This is a genomic window from Actinosynnema sp. NPDC037264 (genome assembly GCF_055603705.1).
In genome coordinates this window covers 56,906-71,460 of record NZ_JBVJVK010000032.1, presented here as the reverse complement: position 1 = coordinate 71,460, position 14,555 = coordinate 56,906, and the positions used below count along the sequence as shown (strand labels likewise).

Below are 14,555 nucleotides of genomic sequence, written 5' to 3'. Positions count from 1 at the left end.
CGTCTCCTCGTCTCGTGCCTCGTCCCCAGCCTGCTGGGCGCGGCTCACGGGCGACGCCGTCGAAAGTCCTCAACGGCCCGGGACGTCTGTCGCGACTTCCCGCATGACCTCGCGCACCAGCTCGGGGACGGCCGCGGCGACCGGTGGGCTGAGGCCGGGGCCGAAAGCCACGTCCGACACCTCCACGGCCAGCACGACCAACCGCCGCGGCAACCGGTCCAGCGCCTGCGCCAGCTCGACCGCTTCCGGAACGCCGAAGCCGTGCGAGCTGGTCGCGCTGCCACCGGCGTCGAGGAACGACATGCGGTGCACCCGCCCCGGTCGTGCGGGCGTGCACCGGACCGCGTCCACGACCACGACGAGGTCGGCGTCCGCCCACGCCTCCATCAGCCGCACCGGGTCGCCATCGGTGATCTCGGCGCGCACGCCGAGGGCGCTCACCGCGCGGGCGACAGCCGGACCGACCCCGTCGTCGCGGCGGAACTCGTTGCCCACGCCCACCACGACGGCCGTGCTCATCCGCGGTCCACGGTGAAGTCGAGGAAATGTGCCGAACACGAGATGCACGGGTCGTAGTTGCGGATGGCCCGCTCGCACAGCGACACCAGCGAGTGGTCGTCCAGGTGCAGGTAGGACGTCATCAGCCGGGTCACGTCGTCCTCGATCGCGGACTGGTTCTGCGAGGTCGGGGGGACGATGTCCGCCGTGACCACGAGCCCGCCCGGACCGATTTCGTAGCGGTGGTACAGCAAGCCCCGTGGCGCCTCGGTGATGCCGTGCCCCACGCCCACCATCGAGGGCACGTCCAGGAACGGCAGCGCGGGGCGTTGGTACTCCGCGATGATCCTGAGGGCCTCCTCGACCGCGTAGACCACCTCCACCGCCCGCACCACGATGCTGCGGAACGGGTTGCGGCACTCGGCGCCCAGACCGCCGGCCGTGGCCGCCTGCGCTGCGACGGTGGACAGCCGGTCGGAGTTGAGCGTGTACCTGGCCAGCGGACCCACCAGGTACATCCGGCCGTCCAGCCGGGCGTGCAACGCGGTCGAGTGCGGCACCTGGTGCTCGACCACGTGCTCGCCGAACTCGGCCGCGGTGAAGGACAGGCCGGTGGTGACGCGCGGTTCTCCTCGGTCGATCGGATAGCCGTCGGTGTCCCGCAACGCCATCAGGTCGTGCGGCACGTCGAGGTCTGGGAACTCGAAGCCCGCCACCCACTGCACCGTGGCGAGCGCGTCGTCCAGCGTGCGGCGCAGCCGCACCGCCAGTGGGCGCAGCTCGGCGGCGGTCGGCGCGCGGTAGAAGCCACCGACGCGGACGTTGACCGGGTGGATCGCCCGACCGCCTACCAGGTCCATGATGGTGTTGCCCGCCTGTTTGAGAGCCAGGCCGCGTTCCACCAGGGTCCGGTGTTCGGCGGCCATCGCGATGCCGTCCGGGAAGCCGAGGAAGTCCGGCGCGTGCAGCAGGTAGATGTGCAGGGCGTGGCTGGAGATCCACTCGCCGCAGTACAGCAGTCGACGCAGTGCCAGGACCTGCCCGTCGACCACGACACCGCACGCGTTCTCGATGGCCCGGCACGCGCTGATCTGGTAGGCGACCGGGCAGATGCCGCAGATCCGCGCGGTGATGTCCGGCGGTTCGAGGTAGTCGCGGCCGCGCAGGAAGGCTTCGAAGAACCGCGGCGGCTCGTAGATGTTCAACGCCACGCCCTCGACGCGACCGTCCTTCGTGCGCACGTGCAGCGCGCCCTCGCCCTCCACCCTGGCCAGGCCCGCGACCCGCAGCGTGCGGTTGGCGCGATGCGTCATGCCCACTCCCTCCCGGAGTTGAAGGTGCGGAACACCCGACCCACCTCGTCATCGGTCATACCGCTGCGACGCAGCAGCGGGATTAGGGCGGGCACGTTCGGGCGCGTCATCGGGCCGAAGCAGCCGTAGCAGCCGCGACCCACGGCCGGGCACAGCGCGCCGCACCCGGCGTGCGTGACAGGCCCGAGGCACGGCACGCCGTCGGCCACCATCACGCAGGTCAACCCGCGACGCTTGCACTCGGCGCACACGCTGGTGTCGGGCAGGTCCGGCTCCCGGCCCGCGAGGAACGCCGACAGCACCTCCAGCAGCTGTCCCCGGTCGATGGGGCACCCGCGCAGTTCGTAGTCCACTTCGACGTGCGCGGACACGGGGGTCGACGTCGTCAGCGAGTCGATCAGCTCCGGGGAGGCGTAGACGACGGACCGGAACTCGGCGACGTCGCCGAAGTTGCGCAGCGCCTGGATGCCGCCGCCGGTGGCGCACGCGCCGACCACGACCAGCACTCGTGACTGCTCGCGGATCCACCTGATCCGCCGCTCTTCCTCCGGTGTGGTGACCGATCCTTCCACGATGGAGATGTCGTAGGGGCCAGGTCGGGTTTCCGGTGTCACTTCGAGGAAGTGCGCGATCTCGACGCGGTCGGTGAGGACGAGCAGTTCGTCCTCGCAGTCCAGCAGGGTGAGCTGGCAGCCGTCGCAGGAGGTGAGCTTCCAGACGGCGAGGGTCGGCTTGGCCATCACAGCTCCTTCACGGACAGCAGGCCGGCGGCCACCGGGTAGTCCACGACCGGTCCGTCGCGGCACAGCAGCAGCGGCCCGAGCTGGCAGTGCCCGCACCGGCCGGTGCCGCACTGCATGTTGCGCTCCAACGAGACCTGGACGCGGTGGTCGGGCACGCCGCGTCCGATCAGGACACCGGCGCAGGCGCGCATCATGGGTTCCGGTCCGCACAGCAGGGCGATGGTGCGTCCGGGGTCGAGCGGCATGGCGGCGAGTGGTTCGGTCACGAACCCGATGCGGCCGGTCCACCCGTCGCCGGGCTGGTCGACGGTCAGCAGGACTTCGACGCCGGAATCGTCGTCCCACCGGCGCAGTTCGTCGCGGTAGAGGAAGTCGGTGGGTGTGCGGGCGCCCGCGACGAGCACCACCCGGCGGTAGCGGTGCCGGTGGGTCAGGGCATGGCGCACCGCGGGCCGCAGCGGGGCCAATCCGATGCCACCGGCGACAATCAGCAGGTCGTCCACGCCGTCGAGCCGCCACGCCGTGCCGAACGGACCCCGCACACCCAGCACGGTGCCCGGCGTCGAGTCGTGCAACGCCCGGCTGACCGCGCCGACCGAGCGGATCGTGTGCACCAGGTCGCCGGTCTCGGGGATGCCGCTGACCGAGATGGGCACCTCGCCCACGCCGTGCGCGTAGAGCATCGCGAACTGGCCTGGTCGGAACGGGGCCAGCGGCTCGTCCGCCGGGCGCAGCGTCAACGTCGCCGAGTCCGCGGTCTCCCTGGTCCGCCGCTCCACCCGGTACCGGGTCGGCAGCCAGGCCGCCGGCGGGATCACCGCGGGTTCCGATACAGGTCGAGCAGCCGCAAGCGGGTGGACTGCAGCCGGTTGAGCATGGCTTCGGCGAGCGCGAGGGACAGCCGGTAACCCAGTGCAGGGTCTTCCTCGGCCAGCTCCCGCAACCGGGCGGCGTCCCACGCGATGGCGCGGGTCGGGGAGACGACCGTCGCCCCGAAGTGCCACCGGTAGGGCGGCACGAACCAGGACAGGCCCAGCAGTTCGCCCGGCCCGATGCTCTGCACCGCCACGGATCCCCGGCCGGGCACCGGGATGTCCACCATCACGCAGCCGCAGAGCACCACCCGGGCGCGGTCGGCGGGCTGCCCCTCCTCGAACAGCCGCGTCCCCGGTCGGTGGGTTTCCAGTTCACCAGTGCCGGCGAGCACCGCCCGCTGGGTGGGGGTGAGCGCGCCGAGCAGCGGCACCGTGTCCAAGTCCGGGATCATGACGCCCCCCGCGCCAGGGCCGCGGCTTCTTCGGTGATGTCGATTCCCGCCGGGCACCAGGCGATGCACCTGCCGCAGCCCACGCAGCCGGACGTGCCGAACTGGTCGAACCACGTGCTCAGCTTGTGGCTCATCCACTGCCGGTAGCGGGCCGCGCCGGACTCGCGTACCGGGCCGCCGTGCAGGTACGAGAAGTCGGTCTCGAAGCACGAGGCCCACCGTTGCCGCCGCTCGGCGTGGCCGTCGGAGAGGTCGGTGACGTCCTCGACCGTGACGCAGAAGCAGGTCGGGCAGACCATGGTGCAGTTGCCGCACGTCAGGCACCGCTCGGCCACGCGTTCCCAGTGCGCGGAGTCCCGGTTGGCGGCCAAGAGGTCGCGCAGGTCCGGTTCCGGCATGGCGCGGCCCATGCGCAGGCGCGCGGCGTCGACGTCCGACCGCGCGAGCCCTTCGTCCGCCGCGCTCGCCGGGTCGGCGCGCAGCCAGTCGAGCACGTACTTCCCGGCCGAGGTGGCCGCCGTGGCGAGGAATCGGTGCCCGTGGGAGTCGATCCGCTCGGTGAGCGCGATGTCGTAGCCGTCCCGGGCGTCCGGGCCGCATCCCATGGACGCGCAGAAGCACAGCTCACCCGGTTCGGTGCACTGGGCGGCGACCACGAACGGAGCCCGTTCGCCGAGGACCTGGCACAGCTTGCCGATCGCGGCGAGGTCACACGGGCGCACACCGAGGAACGCGTAGCGGGGTCGCGTGTCGGCCACGGAGTGGAAGCCGTCGTCGTCGGCCGTCAGCAGGGTTCGTTGCGACGGGTGCAGGAAGGTCTTCCACGACTGCGGCCCGGCGGAGTGCCCGAACACCGCGTCGTCGTCCCGCCGCCGGACCCGGTAGTGACCTGGCCCGGTCTCCACGCCCCACCCGGCGGGCAGGTCGTCGGCGGTGTCCAGTTCCGCCAACGTGATGGCGTCGTCGCGCAGGACCGGTCCGACGACCGTGTAACCCTGGAAGCGCAGTTCCGCGATCAGCGCGTCGAGACCTGCCAGGTCGAGCACGGCACTCACGGCAGCGTCCCGGCGATGTGGCGGACCAGGTCGATGGTGCGGTTGGCATAGCCCCACTCGTTGTCGTACCAGCCGAACACCTTCACGATGGAGCCGGTTGCCTTGGTCAGGCCGGCGTCGAACACGCACGACGCCTGATCGCCGATGATGTCGCGGGACACGACCGGCGCGGTGGTGTAGCGCAGGATGCCCTTGAGCCTGCCGTCGGCGGCTTCGGCGAATGCCCGGTTGACCTCCTCGACCGTGGCAGGCTTGTCCAGCAGCACGGTGAGGTCGGTGAGCGAGCCGTCCTCCACCGGCACGCGCACCGCGAGACCGTCGAGCCTGCCCGCCAGCTCCGGGATGACGAGGCCGACCGCCCTGGCCGCGCCCGTGGAGGTGGGGATCATGTTGACCGCCGCCGACCGCGCCCGGCGGAAGTCCTTGTGCGGACCGTCCAGCAGCGACTGGTCGTTGGTGTAGCTGTGGATCGTGGTCATCAGGCCCTCGCGGATGCCGAACGCCTCGTGCAGCACCATCGCCATCGGCGCGACGCAGTTCGTCGTGCACGACGCGTTTGACACCACGTGGTGCCGCTGCGGGTCGTAGGTGTCCTCGTTGACGCCCATCACGATGGTGGCGTCGACGTCCCTGCCCGGCGCGGTGATCAGCACCTTGCGGACACCGTGCGCGAGGTGCGTGCCGGCCGTCTCGCGGGTGCGGAACCGGCCGGTCGCCTCGATCACGACGTCGACGTCCCAGTCGAGGGCGACCGGGTCGGCCTCCGAGGTGACGCGCACCCGGTGTCCGTCGACCGCCAGCGCGTCCGCCCCGGCGCTCACCGCGTGTGCCCACGGCCCGTAGGTGGAGTCGAACGCCAGCAGGTGCGCTAGCGCTTCCGGTGTGGTGAGGTCGTTCACCGCGACGATCTCGATGCCCGTGTCGCCGCGGTCGAACACCGCCCGCATCACGTCCCGTCCGATCCGTCCGAACCCGTTGATGCCAATGCGAACCGTCATCTCGTCCTCCTCGGTGGTACTTCGATGCTCGTCGGGACCGGTCGACCGGGGGAGTGGCGAAGGGCCCGGTCTGCCGGTCCATGGGTCCCTGGTGGGGTCAGCAGATCCTGGGCAGCTGTTCGCCGACGAGGACATCCACGATCCGCGACGAGCCCACCAGGGTCCGCGCGGTCACGCGGCCCGCGCGCCCGCCGGTCACCCGGCCGATCACGGCCGTCCCGGCGCCCTCAGGCAGGGCGCGCATGGCCGCCAGCACAACCGGTGCGGACGCCGGGGCCACGAGTGCCACCAGGCAGCCCTCGTTGGCCACGTGCATCGGGTCCAGGCCGAGCAGCTCGCACGCCGAGGCGACTGCACGCGGCACCGGAACATCGGCCTCCACGATCTCCATGGCGACCCCGGACGCCTGTGCCAGCTCGTTCAGCGCGCTGGCCAGGCCTCCGCGGGTGGGGTCGCGCAACGCGTGCACGTCACGGCCGCCGGCCTCGATCATGGCGGCCACCAGCCGGTGCAGGGGACGGCTGTCCGAGGCGATCTCCGCCTCGAACCCGAGGCCCTCTCGCGCGCTGAGGATCGCCGTGCCGTGCAGCCCGATCGGTCCGGACAGCAGCACCACGTCACCCTCCGCGCCGCCCGCAGCCGACGGCCACGCGTCGCGCAGCCGCACGCCGACACCCGTGGTGGTGACGTAGATGCCGTCCGCCGCGCCGCGACCGACCACCTTGGTGTCGCCGGTGACGATCGGCACGCCGACCGCCTGGGAGGCATTGGCCGCGGACCGGGTGATCTGCCGCAGCTCTTCCACCGGCAGTCCTTCTTCGACCACGTAGGCCAGGCTGAGGGCGATCGGGCGGGCGCCGCGCATCGCCAGGTCGTTCACGGTCCCGTGCACGGCCAGCGAGCCGATGTCGCCGCCGGGGAAGAACCTCGGCGTCACGACGAAGCCGTCGGTGCTGAACACGAGGTCCGCGCCGGCCACCCCGATCACGGCGGCGTCCTCCAGCGGCCCGTCACCGCCGAGTTCGGGGGTGATGACGTCGGCGAGCAGCTCGGCCATGAGCTGCCCGCCGGAGCCATGACCCAGCAGGACGCGTTCGGTCTCCACCACGGGCAGAGGGCAACTGGTCATCTCGACTCCGATCCGCGCCCGGCGTTGTGGAACGCGGCGCAGGTTCCCTCGCTGGACACCATCGGTGCGCCCAGCGGCGTGCGGGGTGTGCAGGTGCGCCCGTAGGCTCGGCAGTCGGTGGGCAGCTTGGTGCCGCGCAGGATGTCGCCCGCGATGCAGTCCGGTGCCTCACGGGCGGTGATCGCGTCGGTGGCGAAGCGGCGCTCGGCGTCGAACGCGGTGAACTCCTCGGTCAACGCCAGGCCGCTGGCCGGGATGGGGCCGACACCGCGCCACGTCCGGTCGGTGACCCGGAAGACGCGCCCGATCACCTCCTGGGCGGAGGTGTTGCCGGACCGCCGCACCGCCCTCGCGTACTGGTTCTCCACCTCGGCGCGGCCGTCCTCCAGCTGCCGGACGGCCATCAGGATGCCCTCCAGCAGGTCCAGCGGTTCGAAACCGGTCACCACGATCGGCACCCGGTAGCGCTCGGCGATGGGCTCGTACTCCGTCCACCCCATCACCGCGCAGACGTGGCCCGCGGCCAGGAACGCCTGCACCTGGTTGTCGGGCGCGTCGAGCAGCGCGGTGATCGCGGGCGGCACGAGGACGTGGCTGACCAGTGCGCTGAAGTTGGCCACGCCCGAATCGGCGGCGTGCAGCACGGCCATCGCGTTGGCGGGCGCGGTGGTCTCGAAGCCGACGGCGAAGAACACCACCTGCCGGTCCGGGTTCTCCTGCGCGATCCGCACCGCGTCCAGCGGCGTGTAGACCACCCGCACGTCCGCGCCCCTCGCTTTCAGGCCCAGCAGGTCGCCGGTCGTGCCCGGCACCCGGAGCATGTCGCCGTAGCTGGTGAAGATCACGTCCGGTCCGCCCGCGATGGCGATGGCCTTGTCCACCACCTCCAGCGGCGTGACGCACACCGGGCAGCCGGGGCCGTGGATCATCCGGACGCCTATGGGCAGCAGCTCGTCGATGCCCTGCCGCACGATCGTGTGCGTCTGGCCGCCGCACACCTCCATGACGGTCCACGGGTGGTGGGCGGTGGCGTGCAGTTCGGCCAGCAGCCGGCGGGCCAGTACGGGGTCGCGGTACTCGTCCAGGTGCTTCACGACGGCCCCAGTTCGGTGGCCAGGGCGTCGGGCATGGCCCGCAGCACGGCGAGGGTCTTGGCGGCCTCGACCTCGTCCACCAGGCTGATGGCGAAGCCGACGTGCACGATCACGTAGTCGCCGATGGTCGCGTCCGGCGTGTAGACCAGGCACACGGGTCGGCGCAGCCCGTCGAAGTCGACGGTGCCACTGCGCAGGCCGGTGTCGTCGATCGCGACGATCCGGCCGGGAATGCCGAGGCACATCGTCCTTCACCCCCTCAGTCGGGCCGCGGCGACCACGGCCTGTCCGTAGCTGATACCGCCGTCGTTGACCGGCACGCGCTCACCGACGTGCACCTCGAACCCGGCGTCCGCGAGCTCGCGCACCAAGGCGGTGGTCAACCGGCTGTTCTGGAACACACCGCCGCCGAGGCACACGGTGTGCACGCCGGTGGCGTCGGCGGTCTGCTCGACCAGCGCGCGGGTGGCGTGCACGAGCGTCGTGTGGAACCGGGCCGCGACCACTCCGACCGCCTGTTCGGAGAGCACCAGGTCGCGCAATGTCGGCACGGGGTCGTAGACCCACAGCGAGTCGCGACGGTGCAGTCGCCACGACAGCGGCTCGCCGTCGGGATGGCCGGAGGCGGCGGCCTCCAGCAGCACTGCCGCCTCGCCCTCGTAGCTGTTGACGTCGCACACGCCCAGCAGGGCCGCAGCGGCGTCGAAGAGCCTGCCGACGCTGGAGGCGAGCGGGCTGTTCACGCCCTGGACGATCATCCGACGCACCAGCTCGACCTCCCGCGGCTCAACCCGGTCCAGCAGCGCGGCGGACCTGATCGGCCGAACGCCGAAGTCCTCCGCGCCGAACAGGTAACCCAGCGCCATCCGGGCCGGCCGCCGCACGGCCGCCTCACCGCCGGGCAGCGGTGCGGCGCCGATCCGACCGACCCTGCGGTAGGACCGGTAGTCGGCTAGCAGCACCTCGCCACCCCACAACGTGCCGTCGTCGCCGAAGCCGAGGCCGTCGTAGGCCACACCGATGAACTCGCCGCGCACGCCGTGCTCGGCCGCCGTGGCCACGACGTGCGCGTGGTGGTGCTGCACGGCTACGCGGCGGTCGGCGGGCCACCGCCCGGCGTGCCCGGTCGACAGGTAGCCGGGGTGCAGGTCGTGCGAGCAGTACCGAGGTTCGACGTCCTGCCAACGGCACAACGTCCGCGCGGTGTCCTCGAACGCCGCGTAGGTCTCGACGTCGGAGAGGTCGCCGACGTGCGGGCCGACCACCGCGTGCTCGTCGACCGCGAGCGTCGTCGTGTGCTTGAGCTGTGCCCCGACCGCGAGGACGGGCTCGGCAGCGGGAACGGGCAGCGGCAGCGGGTCGGGCGCGTAACCCCGCGCCCGCCGCAGCAGCGCCGTACCGCGGACCACCGAATCGTCGTAGCGGGAGCGGATCGGCCGGTCGTGCGACAGGATGCCGTCGACAAGCGGGCCGAGCACGGTGCGGGCATCGTCGTCGCGGGTGATGATCGGCTCGCCTGACCGGTTGCCGCTGGTGACCACGAGCGGCCGGTCGAGGTTTGCCAGCAGCAGGTGGTGCAGCGGGCTGTAGGGCAGGAACAGGCCGATCTCGGTCAGGCCGGGCGCGACCGAGGGCGCGAGTCCCGCATCCGTGCGCCGCGGCAGCAGCACGATCGGCGCGGCGATCGAGGTCAACGCCGTGTCCTCCTCCACCACGGACAGCGCGTGAGCGGCGGCGTGTGACGGGACCATGACGGCGAGCGCCTTGGTGGGTCGGTGTTTCGCGGCACGCAGCCTGGCCACGGCCGCATCGTCGGTCGCGTCGCACGCCAGTTGGTAGCCGCCGATGCCCTTGACCGCCACCAGTCCGCCACCGGCCAGCGCGCCGACGGCGGTCCGCAACGCGTCATCGCCGGACAACGCGCCCCACGACAGCGTCGGACCGCAGTCCGGGCAGGCGATGGGCTCGGCGTGGAACCGTCGGTCGCCCGGGTCGTGGTACTCCGCCGAGCACGCCGGGCACATCGTGAACCGGCGCATGGTCGTGCGGACCCGGTCGTAGGGCAGCGCTTCCACAATGGTTGCCCGCGGCCCGCATTCGGCGCAGTTGGTGAACGGGTAGCGGTACCGGCGGTCGGCCGGGTCGAACAGCTCCGCGAGGCAGCGCTCGCAGGTGGCCAGGTCCGGCGGCAGCCACCGGGGGCCGGGGCCGCCGTCGGCCGCGCTGTCCCGCACCACGAATCCGGGCGGTGGCGCCGCCTCGGCCGGCAGCGGCGACACCGTCACGGACTCGACGTGCGACACCGGCGGCGGCCGCTCGCCGACCAGCCTGCGGAACTCGGCGAGAGCCTCCGGCTCGCCCGCTGCGGTGATCACCACGTGGCCGTCGACGTTGCGCACGTCCCCGTCGATGCCCAGCGCCGACGCGTGGCGGTGCACGTGGGGCCGGAACCCCACGCCCTGCACCGTTCCCCGCACCTCGATGCGCTGGACCTGCTTCACCGCCGTCGCTCCAGCACCAGCCGGCGCTCGGCCGCACCGGTCACGGCCCTGGCGGCGGCGACGGGGCTGACCGAGACCGACGTGATGCACAGGCGGACGAGGTGCTCGACGAACTCCGCGATCGCGAAGTCGTGCGCGCCCTGTCCACCGAGAGACCTGCCGCAGCCGCTCATCTCGGCTCCCACTGGTCGATCAGCTCGGTGACCGCGCGACGGGGTGTCGGCGGCAGCGGGTCGGCGTTGAACGCGGCCCAGCCGACGCGCAGGAGGATCTGCGGGCAGGAGGTGCCGTCCAGCACCTCGTCGCGCACCCGGTCCCTGGTCTCGGCGACCTCCAAGGGCTGGCTGAGCGGGCACGTGGCCAGGCCGGCCGCGGTCGCCTCCAGCAGTACCGCGCTCATGGCCTCGCCGGCGCGCAGCAGCGACAGCCGGTCGTCCGAGGACGTGGCGAGGACGAGCAACGAGGCGCCGTCTTCCTCCCACTCGTCCAGCCGCTCGTCGAGGAGCTCGCCGCCGGGGAATTCACGCAGTTGCACGTCACCGTGCTGCGGAACGCCGGCAGGCGCGTTGGCGGCGGGGACACCGTCGACGTTCGCGCGGCCGCCGCTCCAACGGCGGACCTCGGCCTGGTAGGTGGGGTCGGCGTCCTGCACGGCCGCGGCCCTGCCGATCGCAGTGGCGAGGTCGAAGCGGTCACGGGTGCCGGTCACCTCGTGGGCGGTGGCGTCCTCCTCGATGGCCCGTTCGGCCAGCAGGTCCAGCACCGGGCGGGGCACGTCCCAGGAGGAGAAGCGTCGGCGGTCGGTGCGGCGGCGCGGGATGGCCGAGGCCATCGCCACGTCGGCGTCGGTAGGTTCCCGTCGGGTGAACTCGACCGCTGCGAGGTGGTCGGGATCGGCCGGATTGGGCAGCCGGTGGACGACCGCGCGCCAGCCGAGCGCGGCCAGGGCGACGCGCAGGTGGTGCAGCGCGGCGCCGCAGCTGAGCAGCAGGTCCGCGCCGCGCGGGTCGGTGGCGGGCAGCTGCCGGGACGGGTCCGCGTACAGGTGCACGCTCCGGTCGCCCACTCGCCAACGCCACGGTTGGGTGTTGTGCACCGAAGGCGCGCGACAGGCCAGGGCCACCGCCGCCGCGATCGTTTCCTCGTCCGGCCGGCTGCGGTCCATCCGACTCACCTCCACGCTGTTGGTCTCTGTGGTTCGCTTTCGACCGTGGCACCGGCGGTGGGTGCTCTCGCAGGGTCGGAGGTCCCGATCCACCAGGGACCGACGTGCCGTGCCGGTGCCGGAGGACCAAAGGCATCGCCCGGAAGTGCCGATGCGCCCTGCCGACGATCGGCGGGTGAGCGGACCGTTGCGGGGTATGAACGCCGCAGATGTGATGACCCGGCCCGTCTACACGGTCGAACCGTCCACCACCGTGCGCGCCGCGAGCGCCGTCCTGGTCGACCACGGCTTCTCCGCGCTCCCCGTCGTCGGGCCGGGCGGGCTGCTGGTCGGCGTCGTGTCCGGCTCCGACCTGCTGCTCGCCAACCTCGAACAGGGCGTCGCCGCCACCGTCGACCAGGTGATGGCGACCAACGTCACCAGCGCGCCGCTCACCGCCACACCCACCGAGTTGGCCGGCGCGATGCTCGGACACCGGCTGCGTTGCCTGCCCGTGGTGGACGCCAGGGGAGTGGTGGTCGGTGTGGTGAGCCGCGGCGACCTGCTGCGCGTCCTCACCCCGGACGACGACGTCCTCGCCGCCCGCGTCGACCGGCTGCTCACCGCCTACAGCCGCACCCGCCGCTGGGACGTCGACGTGGCCGACGGCCGGATCGTGGTGGCCGGCCAGTTCGACGACGAGGCCGAGCGCCGCGTCGTGACCGCCCTCGTCCGCACGGTTCCCGGCGTGGCGGGTATCGAGCTGCGTCCGGTTCCGGTGTCGACCGGGACCGTCTGACCTCACGGGTGCCAGGGCGGAATGCCCTGTGCCGCCCGGGATCGCCGACGGGCCGTCCAGTGCCGACGCCTCTGCACCGCTCTCGCATGACGGACGACGCTGAGGTCGGAGAGATCCACAGAGAGGACGGATAGAGGGGAGATCCACGATGTCACGGTTACGGCGATCCATTGGCGCGCTGTTGTTGACGGTCGTCGTCTGCGCGGGAGCGTCGACGGGACCGGCGCTCGGCGACACCTCGGTGCCGTCCGAACCCGCCGCGACCTCGCCGGCCGAAACGGAGCCGACCACCACCGCACCGGTCGAGACCTCGACGACGGTCCCGACCGAGTCGATCACACCGACCGGTTCGCCCACGACGACCCCGAGCACGCCGTCACCCGCACCCGCCGACCCCACGGCTGCGGAACCCGTTCAAGGATTCGTGGACCTGGTTCTCGCGGTCGTCTTCGACAAACCGGAGTTCGTCGCGGACGAGCCGGTCACCGCACGGGCCACGGTGACCAACGTCGGCACCGCGCCGGCGAGCCGCGTGACCATCGACTCGACCGGGAACGTGGCGGGCGAGCGCTACTGGGAGGAGATCGGGTACTTCGGCGTGCGCGTCGAACCCGGGCAGACCGTGCAGGCCACGTACGTCGGTCGGGTGACGACGACGGAGTACCCGGCGTCGATGGTCGTGACGATCAGGTCGCTCGACGAACCGGACGCGAACCCGGCCGACAACGTCGCCACGATCAGCGCCCCGGTCACCGTCGTCCGCGGCACCTTCACGGGAACCGTCTACGCCGACCGCAACGGCGACGCGACCATGAACGCGGGCGAAGCCCTCACCGACCTCCCGGTCGAGGTCAGAGGCGGGCGGCCGGCCGGCTTGTACACCACGAGAACGGACTCGGCCGGCCGTTTCACGTTCCGCGACCTGCCCCGCGGCGACTACGACGTCCTGTTCGGCACCGGTGAGGTGTCGTTCCCGCCGAAGACGGTGCGGGTGGACGGCGTGCGCGACCCGGACCTGCTGTTCCGCGGTGCCCTCTGGGTCGAACCGGTCCTGACCGCGTCGGCGACGCTCGACCGGCAGACCTACCGCATGGGCGACATCGCCCGCATGACGCTGACCCTGACCAACAGCGGCGCGGTGTCGATCCCGGCAGTGCTGGCGTCGTCGTGGGCCAACGGCGGCGTCCAGGTGGACCTCGGGGACCTCGACAACCCGGGCCCCGGCGTCACCGTGCCCGGGAACGCGACCCTGACCATCGACGTGCCGATCCCGATCGGTGACGCGGTCGCCGACTACGGCTACCTGTCGGTGGAGTGCGTGTTCGGCGCGCCGCCCGTCTACAACGGCAACATCCGCACCACCGTGCGCGCCAAGGTCCTGGGCGCGGTGGCGCCCAGGGTCACCGGCTGGGTGGCGCAGGAGCGCTTCGTGCCGCGACCCAGCGTGTTGGGCGGTCCCTACACCGGCCCGGCGGTGCCCGGCTTGAAGGTGTACCTCAAAGACCGGGACACAGGTTCGGTCGCCGCCCGCGCCACGACGAACGCCCAAGGCACCTTCGAGTTCCGGGACGTCCCGGCGGGTGAGTACGTGTTCGACGTCGTCGGGCCCTGGAAGGTGATCTTCGGAGGCACGTTCTTCATCCGGGCGAGCGCCGAATCCTGGCGCACGGTGATAGTGACCCCGGGACCGGACCGGCCCGAACCCGATGTCACGCCCCCGCCCGACGTCACGCCCGCGCCCGGTGAACCACCCGCGCCGGGTGCCGGGCCGGCGCGTCAGCCCACGGCCGCCGACCTCGCCGCGACGGGCGTGAACGTCACCTGGCTCGCGTTGGGCGGCCTGCTCACGCTGCTCATCGGGCTCGGCCTGGTCGTGCGCTCCGGTCGCAGGCAGATCTGACTGGGTGGTGCACCAGTCGGGGGGGGGGGGGGGGGGGGGGGGGGGACGGGGGGGGGGGGGGGGGGGGGGGGGGGAAGAAGGAAGGACAGGCGACGCAACAAATACGCGGCTGAC

The 14,555-nt window shown here is 72.2% G+C and carries 15 protein-coding genes; 2 read left to right on the top strand and 13 right to left on the bottom strand.

Annotated elements, in window-relative coordinates; genetic code table 11:
* Window positions 1–69: 69 nt before the first annotated feature.
* From ACZ7GX_RS28845 to ACZ7GX_RS28785, 13 genes are all read right to left on the bottom strand, one after another.
* The gene (locus tag ACZ7GX_RS28845) at window positions 70–519 is read right to left on the bottom strand and encodes a hydrogenase maturation protease (RefSeq protein ID WP_498781139.1); all 450 of its coding nucleotides are present in this window, start codon (window positions 517–519) and stop codon (window positions 70–72) included.
* Window positions 516–1,811 carry a Ni/Fe hydrogenase subunit alpha gene (locus ACZ7GX_RS28840; RefSeq protein ID WP_498781138.1) on the bottom strand — a complete coding sequence of 432 codons (1,296 nt, stop codon included), beginning with the start codon at window positions 1,809–1,811 and terminating at the stop codon, window positions 516–518. Before ACZ7GX_RS28840 ends, ACZ7GX_RS28845 begins: the two co-directional genes overlap by 4 nt.
* Window positions 1,808–2,551, bottom strand: a complete 744-nt coding sequence (locus ACZ7GX_RS28835) for an NADH-quinone oxidoreductase subunit B family protein (RefSeq protein ID WP_498781136.1) — start codon at window positions 2,549–2,551, stop codon at window positions 1,808–1,810. The genes ACZ7GX_RS28840 and ACZ7GX_RS28835 overlap by 4 nt, the downstream gene beginning before the upstream one ends.
* Window positions 2,551–3,372, bottom strand: a complete 822-nt coding sequence (locus ACZ7GX_RS28830) for an FAD/NAD(P)-binding protein (protein ID WP_498781135.1) — start codon at window positions 3,370–3,372, stop codon at window positions 2,551–2,553. The genes ACZ7GX_RS28835 and ACZ7GX_RS28830 overlap by 1 nt, the downstream gene beginning before the upstream one ends.
* Window positions 3,369–3,821, bottom strand: coding sequence for a Crp/Fnr family transcriptional regulator (locus tag ACZ7GX_RS28825; RefSeq protein WP_498781134.1), 453 nt, complete (start codon window positions 3,819–3,821; stop codon window positions 3,369–3,371). The genes ACZ7GX_RS28830 and ACZ7GX_RS28825 overlap by 4 nt, the downstream gene beginning before the upstream one ends.
* Window positions 3,818–4,876: a 4Fe-4S dicluster domain-containing protein gene (locus ACZ7GX_RS28820; protein ID WP_498781132.1), complete on the bottom strand. Its 1,059-nt coding sequence runs from the start codon at window positions 4,874–4,876 to the stop codon at window positions 3,818–3,820. The genes ACZ7GX_RS28825 and ACZ7GX_RS28820 overlap by 4 nt, the downstream gene beginning before the upstream one ends.
* Entirely contained in the window at window positions 4,873–5,874 is a 1,002-nt protein-coding gene (gene gap, locus ACZ7GX_RS28815) for a type I glyceraldehyde-3-phosphate dehydrogenase (RefSeq protein ID WP_498781130.1), read from the bottom strand. Before gap ends, ACZ7GX_RS28820 begins: the two co-directional genes overlap by 4 nt.
* Before the next feature lie 97 nt (window positions 5,875–5,971).
* Complete coding sequence (hypE, locus tag ACZ7GX_RS28810) at window positions 5,972–7,003, bottom strand: hydrogenase expression/formation protein HypE (RefSeq protein ID WP_498781128.1); 1,032 nt, start codon at window positions 7,001–7,003, stop codon at window positions 5,972–5,974.
* On the bottom strand, window positions 7,000–8,097 hold the full coding sequence (gene hypD, locus ACZ7GX_RS28805; RefSeq protein ID WP_498781126.1) for a hydrogenase formation protein HypD: 1,098 nt from the start codon (window positions 8,095–8,097) through the stop codon (window positions 7,000–7,002). The genes hypE and hypD overlap by 4 nt, the downstream gene beginning before the upstream one ends.
* On the bottom strand, window positions 8,094–8,342 hold the full coding sequence (locus ACZ7GX_RS28800) for a HypC/HybG/HupF family hydrogenase formation chaperone (RefSeq protein ID WP_498781125.1): 249 nt from the start codon (window positions 8,340–8,342) through the stop codon (window positions 8,094–8,096). The genes hypD and ACZ7GX_RS28800 overlap by 4 nt, the downstream gene beginning before the upstream one ends.
* 6 nt (window positions 8,343–8,348) lie before the next feature.
* Window positions 8,349–10,598, bottom strand: coding sequence for a carbamoyltransferase HypF (gene hypF, locus ACZ7GX_RS28795; protein WP_498781123.1), 2,250 nt, complete (start codon window positions 10,596–10,598; stop codon window positions 8,349–8,351).
* Window positions 10,595–10,771 carry a hypothetical protein gene (locus ACZ7GX_RS28790; RefSeq protein WP_498781121.1) on the bottom strand — a complete coding sequence of 59 codons (177 nt, stop codon included), beginning with the start codon at window positions 10,769–10,771 and terminating at the stop codon, window positions 10,595–10,597. The genes hypF and ACZ7GX_RS28790 overlap by 4 nt, the downstream gene beginning before the upstream one ends.
* Window positions 10,768–11,763 (bottom strand): Acg family FMN-binding oxidoreductase, encoded by a 996-nt coding sequence (locus ACZ7GX_RS28785; protein WP_498781120.1) that lies wholly within the window; start codon window positions 11,761–11,763, stop codon window positions 10,768–10,770. Before ACZ7GX_RS28785 ends, ACZ7GX_RS28790 begins: the two co-directional genes overlap by 4 nt.
* Window positions 11,764–11,959: 196 nt before the next feature.
* On the opposite strand from ACZ7GX_RS28785, the gene ACZ7GX_RS28780 reads away from it, so the two are divergent.
* Window positions 11,960–12,541, top strand: a complete 582-nt coding sequence (locus ACZ7GX_RS28780; RefSeq protein WP_498781119.1) for a CBS domain-containing protein — start codon at window positions 11,960–11,962, stop codon at window positions 12,539–12,541.
* Between the two features lie 424 nt (window positions 12,542–12,965).
* On the top strand, window positions 12,966–14,441 hold the full coding sequence (locus ACZ7GX_RS28775; RefSeq protein WP_498781117.1) for a carboxypeptidase-like regulatory domain-containing protein: 1,476 nt from the start codon (window positions 12,966–12,968) through the stop codon (window positions 14,439–14,441).
* The last annotated feature ends 114 nt before the right edge of the window (window positions 14,442–14,555 follow it).

What these genes read in the sequence shown, in the direction of transcription:
- ACZ7GX_RS28835 (WP_498781136.1), bottom strand. Translation starts at nt 2,551, where the DNA reads ATGGCCAAGCCGACCCTCGCCGTCTGGAAGCTCACCTCCTGCGACGGC.
- ACZ7GX_RS28785 (WP_498781120.1), bottom strand. Translation starts at nt 11,763, where the DNA reads ATGGACCGCAGCCGGCCGGACGAGGAAACGATCGCGGCGGCGGTGGCC.
- ACZ7GX_RS28845 (WP_498781139.1), bottom strand. Translation starts at nt 519, where the DNA reads ATGAGCACGGCCGTCGTGGTGGGCGTGGGCAACGAGTTCCGCCGCGAC.
- ACZ7GX_RS28825 (WP_498781134.1), bottom strand. Translation starts at nt 3,821, where the DNA reads ATGATCCCGGACTTGGACACGGTGCCGCTGCTCGGCGCGCTCACCCCC.
- ACZ7GX_RS28780 (WP_498781119.1), top strand. Translation starts at nt 11,960, where the DNA reads ATGAACGCCGCAGATGTGATGACCCGGCCCGTCTACACGGTCGAACCG.
- hypE (WP_498781128.1), bottom strand. Translation starts at nt 7,003, where the DNA reads ATGACCAGTTGCCCTCTGCCCGTGGTGGAGACCGAACGCGTCCTGCTG.
- ACZ7GX_RS28840 (WP_498781138.1), bottom strand. Translation starts at nt 1,811, where the DNA reads ATGACGCATCGCGCCAACCGCACGCTGCGGGTCGCGGGCCTGGCCAGG.
- gap (WP_498781130.1), bottom strand. Translation starts at nt 5,874, where the DNA reads ATGACGGTTCGCATTGGCATCAACGGGTTCGGACGGATCGGACGGGAC.
- ACZ7GX_RS28800 (WP_498781125.1), bottom strand. Translation starts at nt 8,342, where the DNA reads ATGTGCCTCGGCATTCCCGGCCGGATCGTCGCGATCGACGACACCGGC.
- ACZ7GX_RS28790 (WP_498781121.1), bottom strand. Translation starts at nt 10,771, where the DNA reads ATGAGCGGCTGCGGCAGGTCTCTCGGTGGACAGGGCGCGCACGACTTC.